The organism is Bradyrhizobium sp., assembly GCF_030693485.1.
Classification (GTDB): Bacteria; Pseudomonadota; Alphaproteobacteria; order Rhizobiales; family Xanthobacteraceae; genus Bradyrhizobium.
Genome location: NZ_JAUYAN010000139.1, coordinates 15,318 through 32,322, shown reverse-complemented (window position 1 = coordinate 32,322; position 17,005 = coordinate 15,318). Strand labels below are relative to the sequence as shown.

15 protein-coding genes are annotated in these 17,005 nt (G+C 64.5%); 9 read left to right on the top strand and 6 right to left on the bottom strand.

Annotated features, from left to right (window positions below; genetic code table 11):
* Window positions 1-215: 215 nt before the first annotated feature.
* Window positions 216-1,685, top strand: coding sequence for a L,D-transpeptidase family protein (locus Q8N40_RS10320; protein ID WP_305711746.1), 1,470 nt, complete (start codon window positions 216-218; stop codon window positions 1,683-1,685).
* A 149-nt stretch (window positions 1,686-1,834) separates the two neighbouring features.
* Here the strand turns inward: Q8N40_RS10320 and secA are convergent, their stop codons facing one another.
* Complete coding sequence (secA, locus tag Q8N40_RS10315; protein ID WP_305711745.1) at window positions 1,835-4,669, bottom strand: preprotein translocase subunit SecA; 2,835 nt, start codon at window positions 4,667-4,669, stop codon at window positions 1,835-1,837.
* A gap of 348 nt (window positions 4,670-5,017) precedes the next feature.
* On the opposite strand from secA, the gene Q8N40_RS10310 reads away from it, so the two are divergent.
* Entirely contained in the window at window positions 5,018-5,944 is a 927-nt protein-coding gene (locus tag Q8N40_RS10310) for a peptidylprolyl isomerase (protein ID WP_305711744.1), read from the top strand.
* A 226-nt stretch (window positions 5,945-6,170) separates the two neighbouring features.
* The gene (gene argJ, locus Q8N40_RS10305; RefSeq protein WP_305319511.1) at window positions 6,171-7,412 is read left to right on the top strand and encodes a bifunctional glutamate N-acetyltransferase/amino-acid acetyltransferase ArgJ; all 1,242 of its coding nucleotides are present in this window, start codon (window positions 6,171-6,173) and stop codon (window positions 7,410-7,412) included.
* A gap of 17 nt (window positions 7,413-7,429) precedes the next feature.
* Here argJ and Q8N40_RS10300 read toward each other — a convergent pair whose 3' ends face one another.
* The gene (locus Q8N40_RS10300; protein WP_305711743.1) at window positions 7,430-8,746 is read right to left on the bottom strand and encodes a TadE/TadG family type IV pilus assembly protein; all 1,317 of its coding nucleotides are present in this window, start codon (window positions 8,744-8,746) and stop codon (window positions 7,430-7,432) included.
* Between the two features lie 185 nt (window positions 8,747-8,931).
* Here Q8N40_RS10300 and mutT point away from each other — a divergent pair, with 185 nt between their 5' ends.
* Entirely contained in the window at window positions 8,932-9,342 is a 411-nt protein-coding gene (gene mutT / locus Q8N40_RS10295; RefSeq protein ID WP_305319512.1) for an 8-oxo-dGTP diphosphatase MutT, read from the top strand.
* A gap of 105 nt (window positions 9,343-9,447) precedes the next feature.
* Here the strand turns inward: mutT and Q8N40_RS10290 are convergent, their stop codons facing one another.
* On the bottom strand, window positions 9,448-10,299 hold the full coding sequence (locus Q8N40_RS10290; RefSeq protein WP_305711742.1) for a methyltransferase domain-containing protein: 852 nt from the start codon (window positions 10,297-10,299) through the stop codon (window positions 9,448-9,450).
* Between the two features lie 167 nt (window positions 10,300-10,466).
* Here Q8N40_RS10290 and Q8N40_RS10285 point away from each other — a divergent pair, with 167 nt between their 5' ends.
* The 4 genes from Q8N40_RS10285 to Q8N40_RS10270 are packed head-to-tail and all read left to right on the top strand — an operon-like array spanning window position 10,467 to window position 12,953.
* The gene (locus tag Q8N40_RS10285) at window positions 10,467-11,276 is read left to right on the top strand and encodes a ComF family protein (RefSeq protein WP_305711741.1); all 810 of its coding nucleotides are present in this window, start codon (window positions 10,467-10,469) and stop codon (window positions 11,274-11,276) included.
* A 32-nt stretch (window positions 11,277-11,308) separates the two neighbouring features.
* The gene (gene grxC / locus Q8N40_RS10280) at window positions 11,309-11,581 is read left to right on the top strand and encodes a glutaredoxin 3 (RefSeq protein ID WP_305318090.1); all 273 of its coding nucleotides are present in this window, start codon (window positions 11,309-11,311) and stop codon (window positions 11,579-11,581) included.
* On the top strand, window positions 11,581-12,462 hold the full coding sequence (locus Q8N40_RS10275; RefSeq protein WP_305318089.1) for a carbon-nitrogen hydrolase family protein: 882 nt from the start codon (window positions 11,581-11,583) through the stop codon (window positions 12,460-12,462). The genes grxC and Q8N40_RS10275 overlap by 1 nt, the downstream gene beginning before the upstream one ends.
* Window positions 12,459-12,953 (top strand): DUF1178 family protein, encoded by a 495-nt coding sequence (locus Q8N40_RS10270; protein ID WP_305711740.1) that lies wholly within the window; start codon window positions 12,459-12,461, stop codon window positions 12,951-12,953. Before Q8N40_RS10275 ends, Q8N40_RS10270 begins: the two co-directional genes overlap by 4 nt.
* 63 nt (window positions 12,954-13,016) lie before the next feature.
* Here the strand turns inward: Q8N40_RS10270 and Q8N40_RS10265 are convergent, their stop codons facing one another.
* The 3 genes from Q8N40_RS10265 to Q8N40_RS10255 form a co-directional block, all read right to left on the bottom strand.
* Window positions 13,017-13,916 (bottom strand): DMT family transporter, encoded by a 900-nt coding sequence (locus Q8N40_RS10265; RefSeq protein WP_305711739.1) that lies wholly within the window; start codon window positions 13,914-13,916, stop codon window positions 13,017-13,019.
* Window positions 13,917-14,224: 308 nt separating this feature from the next.
* Window positions 14,225-15,007 (bottom strand): bifunctional 2-polyprenyl-6-hydroxyphenol methylase/3-demethylubiquinol 3-O-methyltransferase UbiG, encoded by a 783-nt coding sequence (gene ubiG, locus Q8N40_RS10260; RefSeq protein ID WP_305711738.1) that lies wholly within the window; start codon window positions 15,005-15,007, stop codon window positions 14,225-14,227.
* A gap of 16 nt (window positions 15,008-15,023) precedes the next feature.
* Window positions 15,024-15,491 carry a PH domain-containing protein gene (locus Q8N40_RS10255; RefSeq protein ID WP_305321948.1) on the bottom strand — a complete coding sequence of 156 codons (468 nt, stop codon included), beginning with the start codon at window positions 15,489-15,491 and terminating at the stop codon, window positions 15,024-15,026.
* Between the two features lie 176 nt (window positions 15,492-15,667).
* Here Q8N40_RS10255 and Q8N40_RS10250 point away from each other — a divergent pair, with 176 nt between their 5' ends.
* The gene (locus tag Q8N40_RS10250; RefSeq protein WP_305711737.1) at window positions 15,668-16,921 is read left to right on the top strand and encodes an aspartate kinase; all 1,254 of its coding nucleotides are present in this window, start codon (window positions 15,668-15,670) and stop codon (window positions 16,919-16,921) included.
* Window positions 16,922-17,005 lie beyond the last annotated feature (84 nt).

The following is a 17,005-nucleotide window of genomic DNA, read 5'->3' as shown; positions in this document are numbered from 1 at the left end:
CGGACACCGATATTTAACCTCTGTTGACCATGCCTGACGGGGTGCCCGTCGCGAGGCCGCCATTGGCTTGCGACCAAGTGGCCCAAAGGGTAGTATTTTAGTCAATGGCTTCAGGGCGTGGACGCCATGTTTGGGGTGCGAAAGTTGCGATTGAAATCGCCCGTTTTTGCGATTGGGTCGCGCTCAAGATTGTCCTTGGGGTGTGGAGTTCTGCATTGATTTATCGCCCGCTGGTTCGCGCGCTCATCACCTCGGCCGCGCTCGCGGCCGGTGCGGTGCTGGCCGGCTGCAACAGCGACCAGATCTCGCTGGCGAATAACGCCAAGGCCAACCAGCCGGTCCCGCCCAAGCTGATCGCCGACATGACGGCGAAGGACATGGACCTGCAATCGCCGATGCTGGTCCGGATCTTCAAGCAGGAAGCCGAACTCGAAATCTGGAAGCAGGACCGCACCGGCCGCTTTGCGCTGCTGAAGACCTATCCGATCTGCCGCTGGTCGGGAGACCTCGGACCCAAGGTCAAGGAAGGCGACCGCCAGGCCCCGGAAGGCTTCTATTCGATCAGCCCGGCGCAGATGAACCCGCAATCGTCGTTCTACCTGTCGTTCAACACCGGTTACCCCAACGCCTTCGACAAGGCGCTCGGTCGCACCGGCTCGCAACTGATGGTGCATGGCGACTGCTCGTCGCGCGGCTGCTACGCCATGACCGACGAACAGATCGCGGAAATCTATTCGCTGGGGCGGGAGTCCTTCTTCGGCGGCCAGCGCGCGTTCCAGCTGCAGGCCTATCCGTTCAAGATGACGCCGGTCAACATGGCGAAACATCGCAACAACCCGAACATGCCGTTCTGGAAAATGATCAAGCAGGGCTGGGATCATTTCGAGGTGACGCGGCAGGAGCCGAAGGTCGATTTCTGCGAGAAGAAATACGTATTCGACGCCATCAAGGCGCCGGATGCCAAGCGCGATCCGGTGTTCGATGCGTCGGCCAAATGTCCTGTCTACGCGATCCCGGAAGACATCGCCGACGCCGTGCAGGAAAAGCAGCGGCAGGATCAGATCGAGACCGCCAGGCTGATTTCGAAGGGAACACCGGTCGCGCGGATGAATACCGGCATCGACGGCGGCATGCACCGGGTGTTTGCCGCCAAGCTGCCCGAGGCCTCGACCGGCCTGTCCGAGGGCGGCACCGGCCAGGGCCTGTCGCTGGCAGCCATTTCCCGCGCGCCCGGCACCATTCCGGCCCACGTCATCCCGCCGCGCGGATCCGTGTCATCGCCCGATGAGCCGCTGGCCGCCTCCATGGCGGCTCAGGCCGCCCCCGCGCCGGCCCCCGCAACCCGCGTAGCGTCCGCGGCGCCGCCGGAAAAATCCGACGGGTTCTTCTCCAACCTGGCCCGCAAGGTCGGCATCGGCGGCGCGGAAACCACCGCGACCACCAAGCCGGCGTCCGCTCCGGCCGCGGCACCCGTGAAGCCGAAAGTGATCGAGACCAAACGCACCGAGCCGCCGCGCCCGGAAGCATCGGTGCCGAAGGTCGCCGCCGCGCCGAAGCCGGTCGACACCAGGCCGGCACTGAAGCCGTCGCTGTCGGATACACCGGCGCCCGCCCCCATGGTCGCCGGTTCGCAGCCGATCGTGCCGGCGAACTCATTCGAGAGCCGCTTCTCGGCGGCGAAGTAGGCAATCACGCATAGAGCCGCAGGGTGGACAAAGGCGCTCTCGCGCCGTGCCCACCATTGTCATGCCTGCACATCGTCGCAGGATGGTGGGCACGGCGCAAAAGCGCGCCTTTGCCCACCCTGCGAATTACGAACTACGAAGCGTCCGCCTCAGCCATACTTGCCATGGCAGTGCTTGTACTTCTTGCCGCTTCCGCAGGGGCAATCCTCGTTGCGGCCGATCTTGCCCCAGGTCGCGGGGTTGTTCGGGTCGCGGTCGGCGGCGGCGGCCGGCACCAGCGAGGCGCTGGCGAACGCCATTTCATCCTCACCGGTAGTGGGATCGATCTTGTGCGCTTCCATCACCGGCAGCGGCGGCTGCTCGTCCGGCGGCACGATCTCGACGCGCATCAGCTGCGCCGTCACCGCTTCGCGCAGATGCGCGGTCATCGCCTCATACAGGGCGAAGGCTTCCGACTTGTATTCCTGCAGCGGATCGCGCTGGCCGTAGCCGCGCAGGCCGATCACCTGACGCAGGTGATCGAGCATCACCAGATGCTCGCGCCACAGATGATCCAGCGTCTGCAGCAGGATGGTCTTCTCGACGTAACGCATCACGTCGGGGCCCCATTGCCCCACTTTCGCGGCCATGTGCTCGTCGACGCGCTGCTCGATGCGGGTCAGCAATTCCTCGTCGGCGATGCCCTCTTCCTTGGCCCATTCGTCGACCGGCAGGTCGATGTCGAGCACCCGCTTCAGTTCTTCCTTGAGGCCAACGACATCCCACTGCTCGGCATAGGCGTGCTCGGGCACGTGCTTGGCGACGACGTCGTCGACGAAATCGCGGCGCATGTCCGCGACCATATCGGCCACGCTCTCGCTCTTCATCAGCTCGACGCGCTGCTCGAAGATCACCTTGCGCTGGTCGTTCTGGACGTTGTCGAACTTCAGCAGGTTCTTGCGGATGTCGAAGTTGCGGGCTTCGACCTTCTGCTGCGCCTTCTCCAGCGCCTTGTTGATCCAGGGATGGATGATGGCCTCGCCCTCTTTCAGGCCGAGCCGCGTCAGCATGCTGTCGAGCCGGTCGGAACCGAAGATCCGCATCAGGTCGTCTTCCAGCGACAGGAAGAACTTCGAGCGTCCGGGATCGCCCTGACGTCCGGAGCGGCCGCGCAGCTGGTTGTCGATGCGCCGCGATTCATGGCGCTCGGAGCCGATGATGTAGAGCCCGCCGGGTTTTGTCACGGTCTTGGCCGGCTTCGAGCCCTTGGCGGGCTCGATCTCGACGACGTCCTCGGCCTTCAGCACGATCTCGCGGAAACGCTCGACGTCGGCCTTGATCTGCTCGATCTTCCTGGCCTTCTCGGCCTCATCGGCAATATCGGCGGTCTCTTGCAGGATCCGCATTTCCAGCGAACCGCCGAGCTTGATGTCGGTGCCGCGGCCGGCCATGTTGGTCGCGATCGTGATCGCGCCGGGCACGCCGGCCTCGGCGACGATATAGGCTTCCTGCTCGTGGAAGCGCGCGTTCAGCACCGCGAACAGTTTTGCCGGTTTTCCGGCGCGGGCGGCGTCGTACAGTTTCTGCATCGACTTCGGGCTTTCGAAGTCGAGCTGCTTGTAGCCGTGGCTTTTCAGGTAGTCGGCCAGCACTTCGGACTTCTCGATCGAGGCGGTGCCGACCAGCACCGGCTGCAGCCGCGAATTGGCGCGCTCCACCTCGGCCAGGATCGCGGCGTATTTCTCGTTCTGGGTGCGGTAGACCTCGTCGTCCTCGTCGAGGCGGGCCACCTGCACGTTGGTCGGGATTTCCACGACCTCGAGCTTGTAGATGTCGAACAGTTCGTCGGCTTCGGTCAGCGCCGTACCGGTCATGCCGGCGAGCTTGGCGTACATCCGGAAGTAATTCTGGAACGTGATCGAGGCCAGCGTCTGGTTTTCCGGCTGGACCTGGACGTGCTCCTTGGCTTCCAGCGCCTGGTGCAGACCTTCGGAATAGCGGCGGCCCTGCATCATGCGCCCGGTGAACTCGTCGATGATGATGACCTCATCGTCGCGGACGATGTAATCCTTGTCGCGCTGGAACAGCGAATGCGCGCGCAGCGCCTGGTTGATGTGGTGCACCACCGAGACGTTCTCGACGTCGTAGAGCGACTCGCCCTTGAGCTGACCGGCCTCGCGCAGCAGGGTCTCGATCTTTTCCATGCCGGCTTCGGTCAGCGTCACCGTGCGCTGCTTCTCGTCGACCTCGAAGTCGGTGGCCTTGTCGAGCTTCGGCAGGAAGGTGTCGATGGTGTTGTAGAATTCCGAACGGTCGTCGAGCGGGCCGGAAATGATCAGCGGCGTGCGCGCCTCGTCGATCAGGATGGAGTCGACTTCGTCGACGATGGCGTAGGTGTGGCCGCGCTGGACCATGTCCTCGAGCCGGTACTTCATGTTGTCGCGCAGATAGTCGAAGCCGTACTCGTTGTTGGTCCCGTAGGTGATGTCGCAGGCGTAGGAATTCTTGCGGTCGCCGTCATCGAGGCCATGCACGATCACGCCGACGGTGAGGCCGAGGAAGCCGTAGACCTGCCCCATCCATTCGGAGTCGCGCTTGGCGAGGTAGTCGTTGACGGTGACGACATGGACGCCGTTGCCGGCCAGTGCGTTGAGGTAGACCGCGAGCGTCGCGACCAGGGTCTTGCCTTCGCCGGTCTTCATCTCGGCGATGTCGCCCTCGTGCAGCACCATGCCGCCGATCAGCTGCACGTCGAAATGGCGCTGGCCGAGCGTGCGCTTGGCCGCCTCGCGCACGGTGGCAAAGGCGGGAACCAGGATGTCGTCAAGGGTCTTGCCGGCGGCGAGCTGGGCGCGGAACTCGGGGGTTCGGGCTTTCAGCGCCTCGTCGGAGAGGGCTGCGACCTCGGGCTCCAGCGCGTTGATGGCATTGACGCGGGCCTGATATCCCTTGACCCGGCGATCGTTGGGAGAGCCGAAAAACTTGCGGGCGAGCGCGCCGATCATGCCAAATTCCTGTCTGTATCGTTCGGCGTTGCCGCCGTGAAATGGTCCACCGGGGGTGCCTATCAACTCATCGTGACGCATCGCGGCGCGGACGCCAATCCGGGGAGCATCCGCCCAATGAGTGGGAATTCAGCTATCCAAGGTTCAATGGCCGAAAACGCAGCCAAATACGCGCTTTTGCCATTGACCCGGTTTTGCAGAGATATGGCTGTGCTAGAGCCTTGTCAACGGCGCTAACTCTCAAGGATTTCATCATTCTGACACCCTTTTCGCGTTGCCAAGGGTGGCCGATTGGGCGAGTGTCCCGCGGCCCCGAACAGCCCCCAGCTTTCAAGATAAGGATTTTCCATGACCGCTCCGTTCCCGGAAACGAAACCCGGCCTGCGTCTCAGCGTCGCCTCCGCCGCCGTGACCGGCGCGCTCGCCATGGTGCTGCTGGCCGCCCTGCCGGTACGGGCGCAGGACGCCAACCCGGTGCTCGCCAAGGTCAACGGCGCAGAGATCCGCCAGAGCGACCTCACGCTGGCCGAGGAGGAACTCGGACCGAGTCTCGCGCAGATGGACCCATCGACCAAGCGGGAGAACGTGCTGGCGTTCCTGATCGACATGAAGATCGTCGCCAAGGCCGCCGAGGACAAGAAGGTCGAAAACAACGAGGATTTCAAGAAGCGGCTGGCGTTTACCCGCAACCGGCTCTTGATGGACAGCCTGCTGGCGACCGAGGGCAAGTCCGCGACCACCGACGAGGCCATGAAGAAGGTCTATGAGGACGCCTCCAAGCAGATCACCGGCGAGGCGGAAGTTCACGCCCGCCATATCCTGGTGGAGTCCGAGGACGACGCCAAGGCGATCGCCGCCGAGCTGAAGAAGGGCACCGACTTTGCCGACCTCGCCAAGAAGAAATCCAAGGATCCCGGCGCCTCCGACGGCGGCGATCTCGGTTTCTTCACCAAGGACCAGATGGTGCCGGAATTCTCCGCCGTCGCCTTCACGCTGGAACCCGGCAAGATATCCGATCCCGTCAAGTCGCAGTTCGGCTGGCACATCATCAAGGTCGAGGAAAAGCGAAACCGGCAGGCCCCGGCGTTTGAACAGGTCAAGGCCCAGATCGAGACCTATGTGACCCGCAAGGCGCAGGCCGATTACGTCGCAAAGCTGCGCGAAGCCGCCAAGGTCGAACGCCTCGACAAGCCCGAAGAGGCCGCCAAGACCGAAGCCAAGCCGGATACGGCCAAGCCCGCGGACTCCAAGATGGCGCCCCCGGCGAAGAAGTAAGCCCTTCACCCTCCCCTGGAGGGGGAGGGTCGACCGCGTAGCGGTCGGGGTGGGGTGACGGTCTATCGTTTCCGGCGGTGCCCCGGTTGAGACATCACCCCACCCCGTCTCACATTTCGCTACGCTCCATGTGAGCCGACCCTCCCCCTCCCAGGGGAGGGTAAGCGCCTCTCCCGCCGCAACGATGTCGGTGATGCAGAGCATCGCCTCATAGCCGGAAGCCCTCATGTCCACCGCCGTCTCCCCCCTCGCCCCGACCGATGTCCCCGAGATGCCCGCGATCGCGGGCGTCAGGCTTGCGACCGCTGCCGCGGGGATCCGCTACAAGGGCCGCACCGACGTGCTGCTGGCGGTGATGGACAAGGGCACGTCAGTTGCCGGCGTCTTCACCCGATCGAAGTGCCCGTCGGCGCCGGTGGAATGGTGCCGGGCCAGGCTCGGCCGCGGGGTTGCCCGCGCGCTGGTGGTGAACTCCGGCAACGCCAACGCCTTCACCGGCAAGACCGGGCGGCAGGCCACCACGCTGACCGCTTCGATCGCCGCCAAGGCCGTTGGATGCAGTTCAAACGAAATATTTCTCGCCTCGACCGGCGTGATCGGCGAACCGCTCGACGCCCGCAAATTCGACGGCGTGCTCGGCACGCTGGCGCAGGCCGCCGTGCCGGACGACTGGATGAACGCGGCCAAAGCCATCATGACGACCGACACCTTTCCGAAGGTCGCCACCGCCACGGTAAAGCTCGGCAAGGCGAAGGTGACCATCAACGGTATGGCCAAGGGCGCCGGCATGATCGCGCCCGACATGGCAACCATGCTGGCCTTCGTGTTCACCGACGCGCCGCTCAGCGCCGGGGCGCTGCAGGCGCTGCTCAAGAGCGGTGTCGAGGACACCTTCAACGCCGTCACCATCGACGGCGACACCTCGACGTCCGATACCTTGCTGGCCTTCGCCACCGGCGCGGCCGCGGCTGATGGCGCGCCGAGGATCAGCCGGGCCAGCGACCCGCGCCTGAAGGCGTTTGCCAAGGCTTTTCGCGCGGTGCTGGCCGATCTCGCCGAACAGGTCGCCCGCGACGGCGAAGGCGCGCGCAAGCTGGTCGAGATCATCGTCGATGGCGCGACGACGAAGAAATCCGCGCGAAAAATCGCGATGTCGGTGGCGAATTCGCCGCTGGTGAAAACCGCGATCGCCGGCGAGGACGCCAATTGGGGCCGCGTGGTGATGGCGGTCGGCAAGGCCGGCGAACCCGCCAACCGCGACAGGCTGTCGATCTCGTTCAACGGCATCCGAGTCGCCAAAAGCGGCGCGCGCGACCCGTCCTATGACGAGGCGGAAGTGTCCGCGGCGATGAAGAATCCGAAGATCCAGATCAGGATAGCACTCGGCCTCGGCAAGGGCCGCGACCGCGTGCTGACCTGCGATCTCACCAAGGAATATGTCGCGATCAACGGCGACTACCGGTCGTAAGGCGCGGCTCGCCTGCGCTAGCTCGCGATGCGGGCGTCGGAGACGGCTTTCTGGAACAGTGCGTTCATCGCCTCCGAAATGCCCTGGGTCGGGTTGACCTCGAAGTAGAAGCCCGGTGACGCGCACGCCTCCATCTTCTTCGCGATCTCGCTGTTCACCGAGGCGGGGTTGTACGGCCCGGTATTGAACGGCTTGATCCAGCTATTGTACCAGGAGTTGGTCGGCAGATCGAGATAGGTGGTGTACAGTACCGCGATCTTGATGCCGCGATCCTTCAGCACCGTGCAGAGTGCCGGATTGATCGGCGACTGGCATCGCGAACCCGTCTTTGGTTTGAGGCAGGCGCTGTTGTTTTCGTCGGCAACGCCGTCCGAAACGAAGAACAGGTATTTCAGCGGCGCTGAGGAGGTGCCGGTTCCCGGGCTGCTGATCACGCTGTTGATCGCGGGAAATAATGTGGTGTATCGGGTGCCCTGATATTCGCCGTGACCATTGGCGGTCATCAGGTCGATGTTGCCGGCGGCGGTCTTCGCGCTGCTCAGTGACGACGACAGCGCAAACAAACTCCGCAATCCGGCCGTGCTTACCGACGCGCCGAAATCGTAGATCGCCATCCGGAACTGGCTCGTATAGGTCTGCGTGGCCGCCGCGGTGTCCATCAATTGCTGGGTCGCCGTGCGCAGCACATCGACCCGCATCTTTACGCCGAGGGTCTTGGCGAGGTTGTAGTAGTTGTTGGAGTTGGCGACGTCGTGACAGGCGAAAGCGCACTTGTCCGAGGTATTAGCGACCATCGTTGCCACATCGGTAGGGGTCGCGCCCACTCCCATCGAGGGCGAATTGTCGAGCAACAGATAGAAATCGATGTATTGCGGCATCTTGGAGACGGAAGTCGAACTGCCGGTGACCGTCATCTTGCTCTTGTTCATGACGCCGAGAAACATCGTGTCGACCTCGGCCGAGAATGTCACGTTCGAGGTGATGACCATGCCGGTCTTGGACACGGTGGGCGTCACGGAGTTGAGCGTATAGCCGGCCACCCCCGACATGTTGCCGTCGAAGATGGACTTCGCGTCGGTCACGCCGACCGGTATCGGGCCGTCGGTGGTCATCGCACCCGCGGCTAGGAAGCCCGGCGATTTGCGGGCGACCGATCCGACGCTGGCGGCATCGATCGCCGCCTGCAGTTTGCTTTTGACCTTGGTGGCCCGGCTGTAGTCGATCGCGCAGCCGAGCGCCGACAGCACCGGCACCAGCGCCAGCGCAAAGATCACCGCGATATTGCCGGACCTGTCGCCGCGAAAGCGGGCGATTGCACCAGGGAGCTTGCGCATGAGCGATGCCTGACCGGTTGAAATTCCCGCGGAAGCTAGCGGCGGCGCATTAAGGTCGGCTTATCCCGATCGCGCAAAAGCGAGGCAAACAAACAGGTTGGCGGTAAGCACATTGCTGGTTAATGAAGCCCTCCGGAACGTTCGGCAAATCGCCGCAACCGGCTTTCGGGAAGCATTCGCCGCGCATGACCGACATCAAGCTCACCCTCGTGGTCGCCTGCGCGCTGGTCGATGCCGACAAGCGCGTGCTGATCGCCCAGCGTCCGCCAGGCAAGGCGCTGGCGGGCCTGTGGGAGTTTCCCGGCGGCAAGCTCGAGCGCGGCGAGCGGCCGGAACAGACGCTGATCCGGGAACTGCATGAGGAGATCGGCATCACCGTGAAGGCGGACTGCCTCGCGCCGCTGACCTTCGCCAGCCACGCCTATGATGATTTTCATCTCCTGATGCCGCTCTACATCTGCCGGCGCTGGGACGGCGAGGTGATCGCGCGCGAGGGCCAGCAACTGGCCTGGGTCCGCGCCAACAGACTGCGCGACTACAAGATGCCGCCGGCGGACATTCCGCTGATCCCGCATCTGATCGACCTGCTGATGTGACCCGGCAAAGCGTCTCTCCGGCGGGGCTGGACAAAAATCTCGAAAACAACCCCATGTACAGTAGGATTGAAGGTATTTTGATACCTCATTCCGCGCCGCGGCGGATCATTCGGGCGCAAGCCGCTTCACCGCCTCCGCCAGGCTGGCTTTCGCCGAACCCGGCTTCAGCGGCTGCTGCTGGCTCGCATGCGGGGCCCAGCCGGACAGCCAGATGATGTCGAAGGTGGCGCGGATGCGACCATCGGGATCGGCGAAGCGTTCGCTATAGAGCTGTGCCATCCGCAGCAGCGTGGCGCGGCGGGTCGGCGTGCGGCGCCGCTCGACCAGGACATTGGTGGCGCCCATCCGTCTCAAATCGGCCATCAACGCGAACGCGCTGTCGTAGCGCACCACGACACGGTCGACGTCGGTGACCGGCAAGGCAAAACCCACCCGCTGCAGCAGCGCGCCGATCTCGCGCAGGTCGGCGGATGGCGCCACCCGTGGCGACACGCCGCCTTCGCATTCGGCTTCCGCTGACGCAAAACATTGCCGCAGCTCGGTCAGCGTGTCGCCGCCGATCATCGCTGCCAGCAGCAGCCCGTCCGGCTTCAGCGCGCGGCGGATCTGCGCCAGCACGCCCGGCAGATCGTTGACGAATTGCAGCGCCAAAGCGGACACCGCGAGGTCGAGGGTGTCAGGCGCCAGTCCGAGTCCGCTGCTTTCGGCATCAGGTATTGCGATCGATGCGAGCGAACCGACGCGAGCGGCCAGGAGCTTGCGGACCTGCTCGCCCGCGGTGCCGATATCGGCCGCCGTCCTGAACTCCCGCAGCACCGCATGCAGCCGCTCCGCCATGTCGTCGGCAACGCGATCGAGCAGGAATGTCGCTGCGCCCAATTCAGCCGCGCGCGACTGCCGCGCCCGCAGCAAGGCGCGGTCGAACAGGAGGGGGGCTGCGGTCGGGCTCGAGGTCATAGCGGGGTGGTACGACGGTCGGCGGGTCAATGGCAATCTCGTGTCCCGGACGCGCTGCAGCGCTCTCCCGGCAATGCGAAGCATCGTCCGGTGCGCTGCGCTGCATCCGGGGCACGCTGCCGACATTGTAACTTGAGAGTCGATAGCGCCAACGTTAGCCTTGATCCATGGACGCCCAGGCATCACCGTCCCGTTCCATCGTCGGCCATCTGCGCGGCGCCTTCCGGCGCGCGCATGGCGCATGGGCGCAAGCATCGAAGCTTGCGCTCGACATCGCGCTGCCGACGCTGTGCGTGGCCTGCCGCGAGCCGGTCGACGGCGAAGGGGTCTGCGCGCAATGCTGGGCCAAATTGTCGTTCATCGCGCCGCCTTATTGCCCGCGGCTCGGCATTCCCTTCGTCTACGATCCCGGCCCGGACCTGTTGTCGATGGAGGCGATCGCCAATCCGCCGGCCTATGCGCGGGCCCGCGCCGCGGTGCGTTATGACGATGTCGCGCGCACGCTGGTGCACGCGCTGAAATACCAGGACCGCACCGACCTGGCCCCCGCCATGGGCCGCTGGATGGCGCGGGCCGGACGCGAGTTGCTCGCCGACGCCGATTTGCTGGTTCCGGTGCCGCTGCACTGGCGGCGCGGCTGGAGCCGCCGCTACAACCAGTCCGGTGCGCTGGCGCGGGTGATCGAACGGCAGACCGGCGTCAAACTGGCTTCCGAGGCGCTGCGGCGGGTGCGGCCGACCCAGCAGCAGATCGGGCTGTCGCGGCCGCAGCGCGCCAGCAACGTGCAGGGCGCCTTCAAGGTCGCGCGTGACCGCGCCGCCGATATCCAGGGCCGCCGCGTGGTGCTGATCGACGACGTCCTGACGTCGGGGGCCACCACGGATGCCTGCGCGCGCGCGCTATTGCGCGCCAAAGCTGCGTCAGTCGACGTGCTGGTGTTCGCCCGGGTTGTGGACAGCTTCAAAGCTCCCATATAATCAGATACTTCCAACAACAGAGCGCGCGCGACATGACCGCTGCCATTGAAATCTATACCCGTCCGGGCTGCGGCTATTGCACCGCCGCCAAATCGCTGCTGACGCGCAAAAAAGCCGCGTTCACGGAACACGATGTCGCCACCGATCCGACGCTTCGCCAGCAGATGTGGGATCGCGCCGGCATGGGCGCGACGTTTCCGCAGATCTGGATCGGCGATAGTCATGTCGGTGGTTGCGACGAGCTTTACGCCCTCGACCGCGCGGGCAAGCTCGATTCCCTGCTCGCGGGCGAGAAGGCCAGTTGATGAGCACCGAGCCAACCTTCACCGCTGCAATGGTGCAGATGTGCAGCGGGCTGTTGCCCGAGCCGAATCTCGAGCAGGGCAGCAAACTGATCCGGCAGGCGGCCGCTGAAGGCGCTGAATATGTGCAGACCCCCGAGGTCAGCAACATGATCCAGTCCAACCGCAAGGCGCTGTTCGAACATCTCGCCACGGAAGAAGACGACCTTTCGCTCAAGGCTTATCGCGCGCTCGCGCAAGAGCTCAAGATTTATCTCCATATCGGTTCGCTGGCGCTGCGCTTCTCGCCCGAGAAGGCCGTCAACCGCTCGTTCCTGATCGGGCCGGACGGCATGGTGCTGGCGAGCTACGACAAGATCCACATGTTCGACATCGACCTGCCCGGCGGCGAAAGCTATCGCGAATCCGCCAATTACCAGCCGGGCGAGACGGCCGTGATCTCCGACCTGCCATGGGGCCGCATCGGTCTCACCATCTGCTACGACATGCGCTTTCCGGCGCTGTACCGGGCGCTGGCCGAAAGCGGCGCATCGTTCCTGACCGCGCCGTCCGCCTTCACGGTGCGGACCGGCGAGGCGCACTGGCATACGCTGCTGCGCGCCCGCGCCATCGAGAACGGCTGCTTCGTCTTTGCCGCGGCGCAGGCCGGCACCCATGAGAGCAAGCGCCAGAGCTATGGCCATTCGCTGATCATCGCCCCCTGGGGCGAGATCCTCGCCGAGGGCTCGGGCAGCGAGACCGGCATTGTCATGGCGAAGATCGATCCCGGCCTGGTCGAGACCGCGCGCAAAACCGTGCCGTCGCTGCAGCATGGGCGGCGCTTCAGCGTCGCCGACGCCAAGGCCGGTCCCGAGCATCTGCATCTGGTGCGGGGATCGTCATGATCCGCTACAGCCTGCATTGCGACCGCGGCCATACTTTCGAAAGCTGGTTCCAGAGTTCGTCGGCCTATGAGAGCCAGGAAAAGCGCAAGCTGGTGAACTGCCCGCTATGCGGTTCGGCCAAGGTCGAGCGCGCGATCATGGCGCCGCGGATCGTCGGCAAGAAGGGCCGCGACAGCCAACGCAGCGATAGCCATGGCAACGATGTTGCCGTGCCGGCGCAGCCCGCCGAGGTCACCACGCCGGGATCGACTCCGCTGCTGATGGCGCAGGAGCGCGAGCTGCGTGCCAAGCTGAAGGAATTGCGCGACCATATCGTCAGGAACGCCGACAATGTCGGCGAGCGCTTCCCCAACGAAGCGCGGAAGATGCATTATGGCGATATCGAGCACCGCCCGATCTACGGCGAAGCCTCGCCGGAGGAAGCCCGCTCGCTGATCGACGAAGGCGTCGAGGTGTCGGCCCTGCCGGTGCTGCCGGACGACCGGAACTGAGCTTTTCGCGAATGCACGAGGCTTCGCTTCTTACCCTCCCCTGGAGGGGGAGGGTGAAGACCGTCACACCGCGATCAACATCGCCACCCCGATCACGATCAGCACGATGCCGGAGAGTTCGCGCGCCGAGAGCGCCTGCTTGAACGAATAATACGACACCGCCTGCGCGAACAGCACCTCGACCAGTGCCAGCGTGCGGACGTTGGCGGCGGCGGTCAGAGCGAAGGCCAGGAACCAGAATTGCGAGGCGAACGCGCCCATGAAGCCCGCCAGCATCGAGGGCTTCCAGAGGCCGAATATCTTTCGCAGAACGTCGGGCGCCCGCGCCAGCAGATATATCGTCAGCACCAGGGTCTGCACGAACAGCCCACAGACCAGCGTGAAGGTCGCCGCCGTCACGAACGATACGCCGGGCACCGCGATGATGGCGCCGCGAAAGCCGATCGCCGACAGCGCGAAGAAGGCCGCCGCGACCAGCCCGATGATGGTCGGCTTCAGTTCGGCAAAACCCTTTTCGCCGCCCGGCCGCAGCGCGGTGATGACCACGCCGACGGTGGCGATCACGATCGCGATCACCTTCAGCACGGTCAGATGATCGCCGAGAAAGACGAAGCCGAAGATCGCGGTCTGGATCGCCTCGGTCTTGATGTACGCCGTCGTCACCACGAAGGAACGGTCGTTCATCGCCAGCAGCATCAGGGCGGTGGCGGCGATCTGGCTCAGCGCGCCGAGCAACAGCCACGGCCAGAACCCCGCCGGCGGCCACGGCACGGCATCGCCGGTCGCGAAGATCACGACGATGAAGAACAGGATCGAGAACGGAAAGCCGAACAGGAAGCGGATATTGGTGGCGCCCCAGGTGCCGAGCGGCCCGGTCAACTGCCGCTGCATCGCATTGCGCGCCACCTGTCCCAGCGCGGCAATGATGGTGAAGGGAATCCAGAGCGAAGCGAGCGTGAACATGGGGGATAATTACCGGCAGGAAATGCGGCCACCGTGCCGGGCGCGAGATATGCGGTCAACGGGAGTTATTGCATACGACCCCATCGTCGTCCCTGCGAACTCGCCGCTCCCTCATGGTGAGGAGCGCATCCGGGCGGCGCGCCAGCGCGGTCCGGTGCGCGTCTCGAACCATCTGGCACGCTGCGAAGCCGCCAAGGAAGGTGCTAAAAGGTCTGCAAGATGGTTCGAGACGCACATCGACAGCGCAGGAGCGCTGGCGATGCGCTCCTCACCATGAGGGAGCAGGGATGCGTTCGCGGGGACGACGACTAAACCCCCTCCGCCACCACCATGTAGTTCACGTCCATGTCCGACGAGAGGCTCCATTTGTCGGCGAAGGGCGAGTAGACCACGCCGGCCTGCTCGGTGATCCCGAGCTTGTTGTTGTGCAGATGGTGCGCGAGTTCGTCGGGGGTGACGAACTTGTCCCATTGATGGGTGCCGCGCGGCAGCCAGCGCAGCACATATTCGGCGCCGACGATGGCGAGGGCAAAGCTCTTCCAGTTGCGGTTCAGGGTCGAGACCACCATCATGCCGCCGGGCTTCAGCATCGCCGCGCAGCGGTTGAGGAACATGCCGACGTCGCTGACATGCTCGATCACTTCCATCGCCAGCACGATGTCGAAGCGTTCGCGCAAATCCATCTCCTCGACGGTGGTGCAACGATAGTCGATCGACAGATGCGCCTTGTCGGCGTGCAGTTTCGCCGCCGCGATATTGGTGGCGGAGGGATCGACGCCGATCACCTGGGCGCCGAGCCGGGTGAACGGCTCGCACAGCAGGCCGGCGCCGCAGCCGATATCGAGGATGCGCAGGCCGGACAGGCAATTGAGGCTCTTGATGTTGCGCTCGAACTTGCGGCAGGCGGCGTCGCGGATATAGGTCAGCCGCAGCGGATTGATCTTGTGCAACGGCGCCATCTTGCCGTTGGGATCCCACCACTCGTCCGACAGTCTTGAAAACTTCGCGATCTCGGCGGGGTCGACGGTGGACGCAGCCGCGCCCGCCGCCGGCGCTGCGGAAAAATCGGCAGGATTTTGTTGCGTGGCCATGGATTGAGCGCCGCTCCTATCGCGCGGTGATGTGGTTGCGGAATTCAAGCGGCGAAGCAATGGTGTCGATGGTCTTGTTGCCCTCGCCGACGCCGAAGATCGACACGTTGCCGTAGTTGAGGATACGGCCGAGAATGCTCTGGTTGACGTCGACGCTCTCGACCTTGTCGAGGCTCATTTCGAACGTCTGCCGCTGGATGAACCCGGTCTTGTGGACGACACGCAGATTGGTCACGTCGGTCTCGGTGGTCCAGCGGTGGAACCAGGCCGTCGCGGTCTTGTACAGCGCGAAGACCGCAGAGATCGCCGACATCGACAGGCACAGCAGCATCGGGGTGCCGGCCGGCACCATTCCCGACACGACAAAGAACGCCGCGGCCACGATCCAGCCCGCGATCGCCGGCAGGAAGAAGATCCAGTGCGTGTTGGTCGAATACAGCACCTTCTCGCCGGGCTGCAGGATATCGTCGATATAACGCCCCATACGCTGGCCTCAATTACCCTTTGAACCGCTGCATCCCTGCCAACCCCTTTGCGATGACAGGAACCCGGTTGCTTGCCCGCAACCGCGCCGTTATGTATACGCGCCTTTCGGGCGGCGCGCTCTGGTTTTGCGCGCCGGCCACCATACTCAACCCCTCAGGGAATGCACCAGTCGTCATGGGCCGCCTCGTGATGAAATTCGGCGGCACATCGGTCGCCAATATCGAACGTATCCGCAACGTCGCGCGCCATGTGAAGCGCGAGGTCGACGCCGGCCATGACGTCGCCGTGGTGGTTTCCGCGATGTCCGGCAAGACCAACGAGCTGGTGGCATGGTGCCGCGAGGCGTCGCCGATGCATGACGCGCGCGAATATGACGCCGTGGTGGCCTCCGGCGAACAGGTCACCGCCGGCCTGCTGGCGATCGCACTGCAGGCGCTCGGCATCCAGGCACGCTCCTGGCAGGGCTGGCAGATCCCGATCAAGACCAGCGACGCACATGCCTCGGCCCGGATTCTCGAAATCGACGGCGCCGAGCTGATCAGCCGTTTTGGGGAGCGCAAGGAAGTCGCCGTGATCGCGGGATTTCAGGGCATCAATCCCGCCACGCAGCGAATCACCACGCTCGGACGCGGCGGTTCCGACACTTCGGCGGTGGCGATCGCGGCCGCGATCCATGCCGACCGCTGCGACATCTACACCGACGTCGACGGCGTCTACACCACCGACCCGCGCGTGGTACCGAAGGCCCGCCGGCTCGACCGGATCGCGTTCGAGGACATGCTGGAACTGGCGTCGCAGGGCGCCAAGGTGCTGCAGGTCCGCTCGGTGGAACTCGGCATGGTGCACAACATGCCGATTTTCGTCCGCTCCAGTTTCGACAAGCCCGAAGATATCGACCCGCATGGCGCCCCACCGGGCACGCTGATCTGCGGCGAGGAGGAAATCATGGAAAGCCACGTCGTCACCGGCATCGCCTTTTCCAAGGACGAAGCCCAGATTTCCGTCCGCCAGATCGAGGACAAGCCCGGCATCGCCGCGGCGATCTTCGGCCCGCTGGCGGAAGCCAATATCAACGTCGACATGATCGTGCAGAACGTCTCGGAAGACGGCAAGACCACCGACCTCACCTTCACGGTGCCCGCCTCGGATTATACCCGCGCCCGCGACACCATCACGGCGGCCAAATCCGCCATCGGCTATGCCCGGCTCGACAGCGCCACCGACGTCACCAAGGTCTCGGTGATCGGCAGCGGCATGCGCAGCCATGCCGGCGTCGCCGCGCAGGCGTTCGCCGCCCTCGCCGCCCGCAACATCAACATCCGCGCCATCACCACCTCCGAGATCAAGTTTTCGGTGCTGATCGACGCGGCCTACACCGAACTCGCGGTGCGCACGCTGCATACCCTGTATGGGCTGGATCAGGCGTAGCCGATTAGAAACTCGATGTAACGTCATCGCCGGTGCGCTCCCTCCTCCCGCGTAGCGGTGGGGAGGGATTAAGTGGCGTTCGTC

What these genes read in the sequence shown, in the direction of transcription:
- secA (WP_305711745.1), bottom strand. Translation starts at nt 4,669, where the DNA reads ATGATCGGCGCGCTCGCCCGCAAGTTTTTCGGCTCTCCCAACGATCGC.
- Q8N40_RS10310 (WP_305711744.1), top strand. Translation starts at nt 5,018, where the DNA reads ATGACCGCTCCGTTCCCGGAAACGAAACCCGGCCTGCGTCTCAGCGTC.
- argJ (WP_305319511.1), top strand. Translation starts at nt 6,171, where the DNA reads ATGTCCACCGCCGTCTCCCCCCTCGCCCCGACCGATGTCCCCGAGATG.
- Q8N40_RS10300 (WP_305711743.1), bottom strand. Translation starts at nt 8,746, where the DNA reads ATGCGCAAGCTCCCTGGTGCAATCGCCCGCTTTCGCGGCGACAGGTCC.
- mutT (WP_305319512.1), top strand. Translation starts at nt 8,932, where the DNA reads ATGACCGACATCAAGCTCACCCTCGTGGTCGCCTGCGCGCTGGTCGAT.
- Q8N40_RS10290 (WP_305711742.1), bottom strand. Translation starts at nt 10,299, where the DNA reads ATGACCTCGAGCCCGACCGCAGCCCCCCTCCTGTTCGACCGCGCCTTG.
- Q8N40_RS10285 (WP_305711741.1), top strand. Translation starts at nt 10,467, where the DNA reads ATGGACGCCCAGGCATCACCGTCCCGTTCCATCGTCGGCCATCTGCGC.
- grxC (WP_305318090.1), top strand. Translation starts at nt 11,309, where the DNA reads ATGACCGCTGCCATTGAAATCTATACCCGTCCGGGCTGCGGCTATTGC.
- Q8N40_RS10275 (WP_305318089.1), top strand. Translation starts at nt 11,581, where the DNA reads ATGAGCACCGAGCCAACCTTCACCGCTGCAATGGTGCAGATGTGCAGC.
- Q8N40_RS10270 (WP_305711740.1), top strand. Translation starts at nt 12,459, where the DNA reads ATGATCCGCTACAGCCTGCATTGCGACCGCGGCCATACTTTCGAAAGC.
- Q8N40_RS10265 (WP_305711739.1), bottom strand. Translation starts at nt 13,916, where the DNA reads ATGTTCACGCTCGCTTCGCTCTGGATTCCCTTCACCATCATTGCCGCG.
- ubiG (WP_305711738.1), bottom strand. Translation starts at nt 15,007, where the DNA reads ATGGCCACGCAACAAAATCCTGCCGATTTTTCCGCAGCGCCGGCGGCG.
- Q8N40_RS10255 (WP_305321948.1), bottom strand. Translation starts at nt 15,491, where the DNA reads ATGGGGCGTTATATCGACGATATCCTGCAGCCCGGCGAGAAGGTGCTG.
- Q8N40_RS10250 (WP_305711737.1), top strand. Translation starts at nt 15,668, where the DNA reads ATGGGCCGCCTCGTGATGAAATTCGGCGGCACATCGGTCGCCAATATC.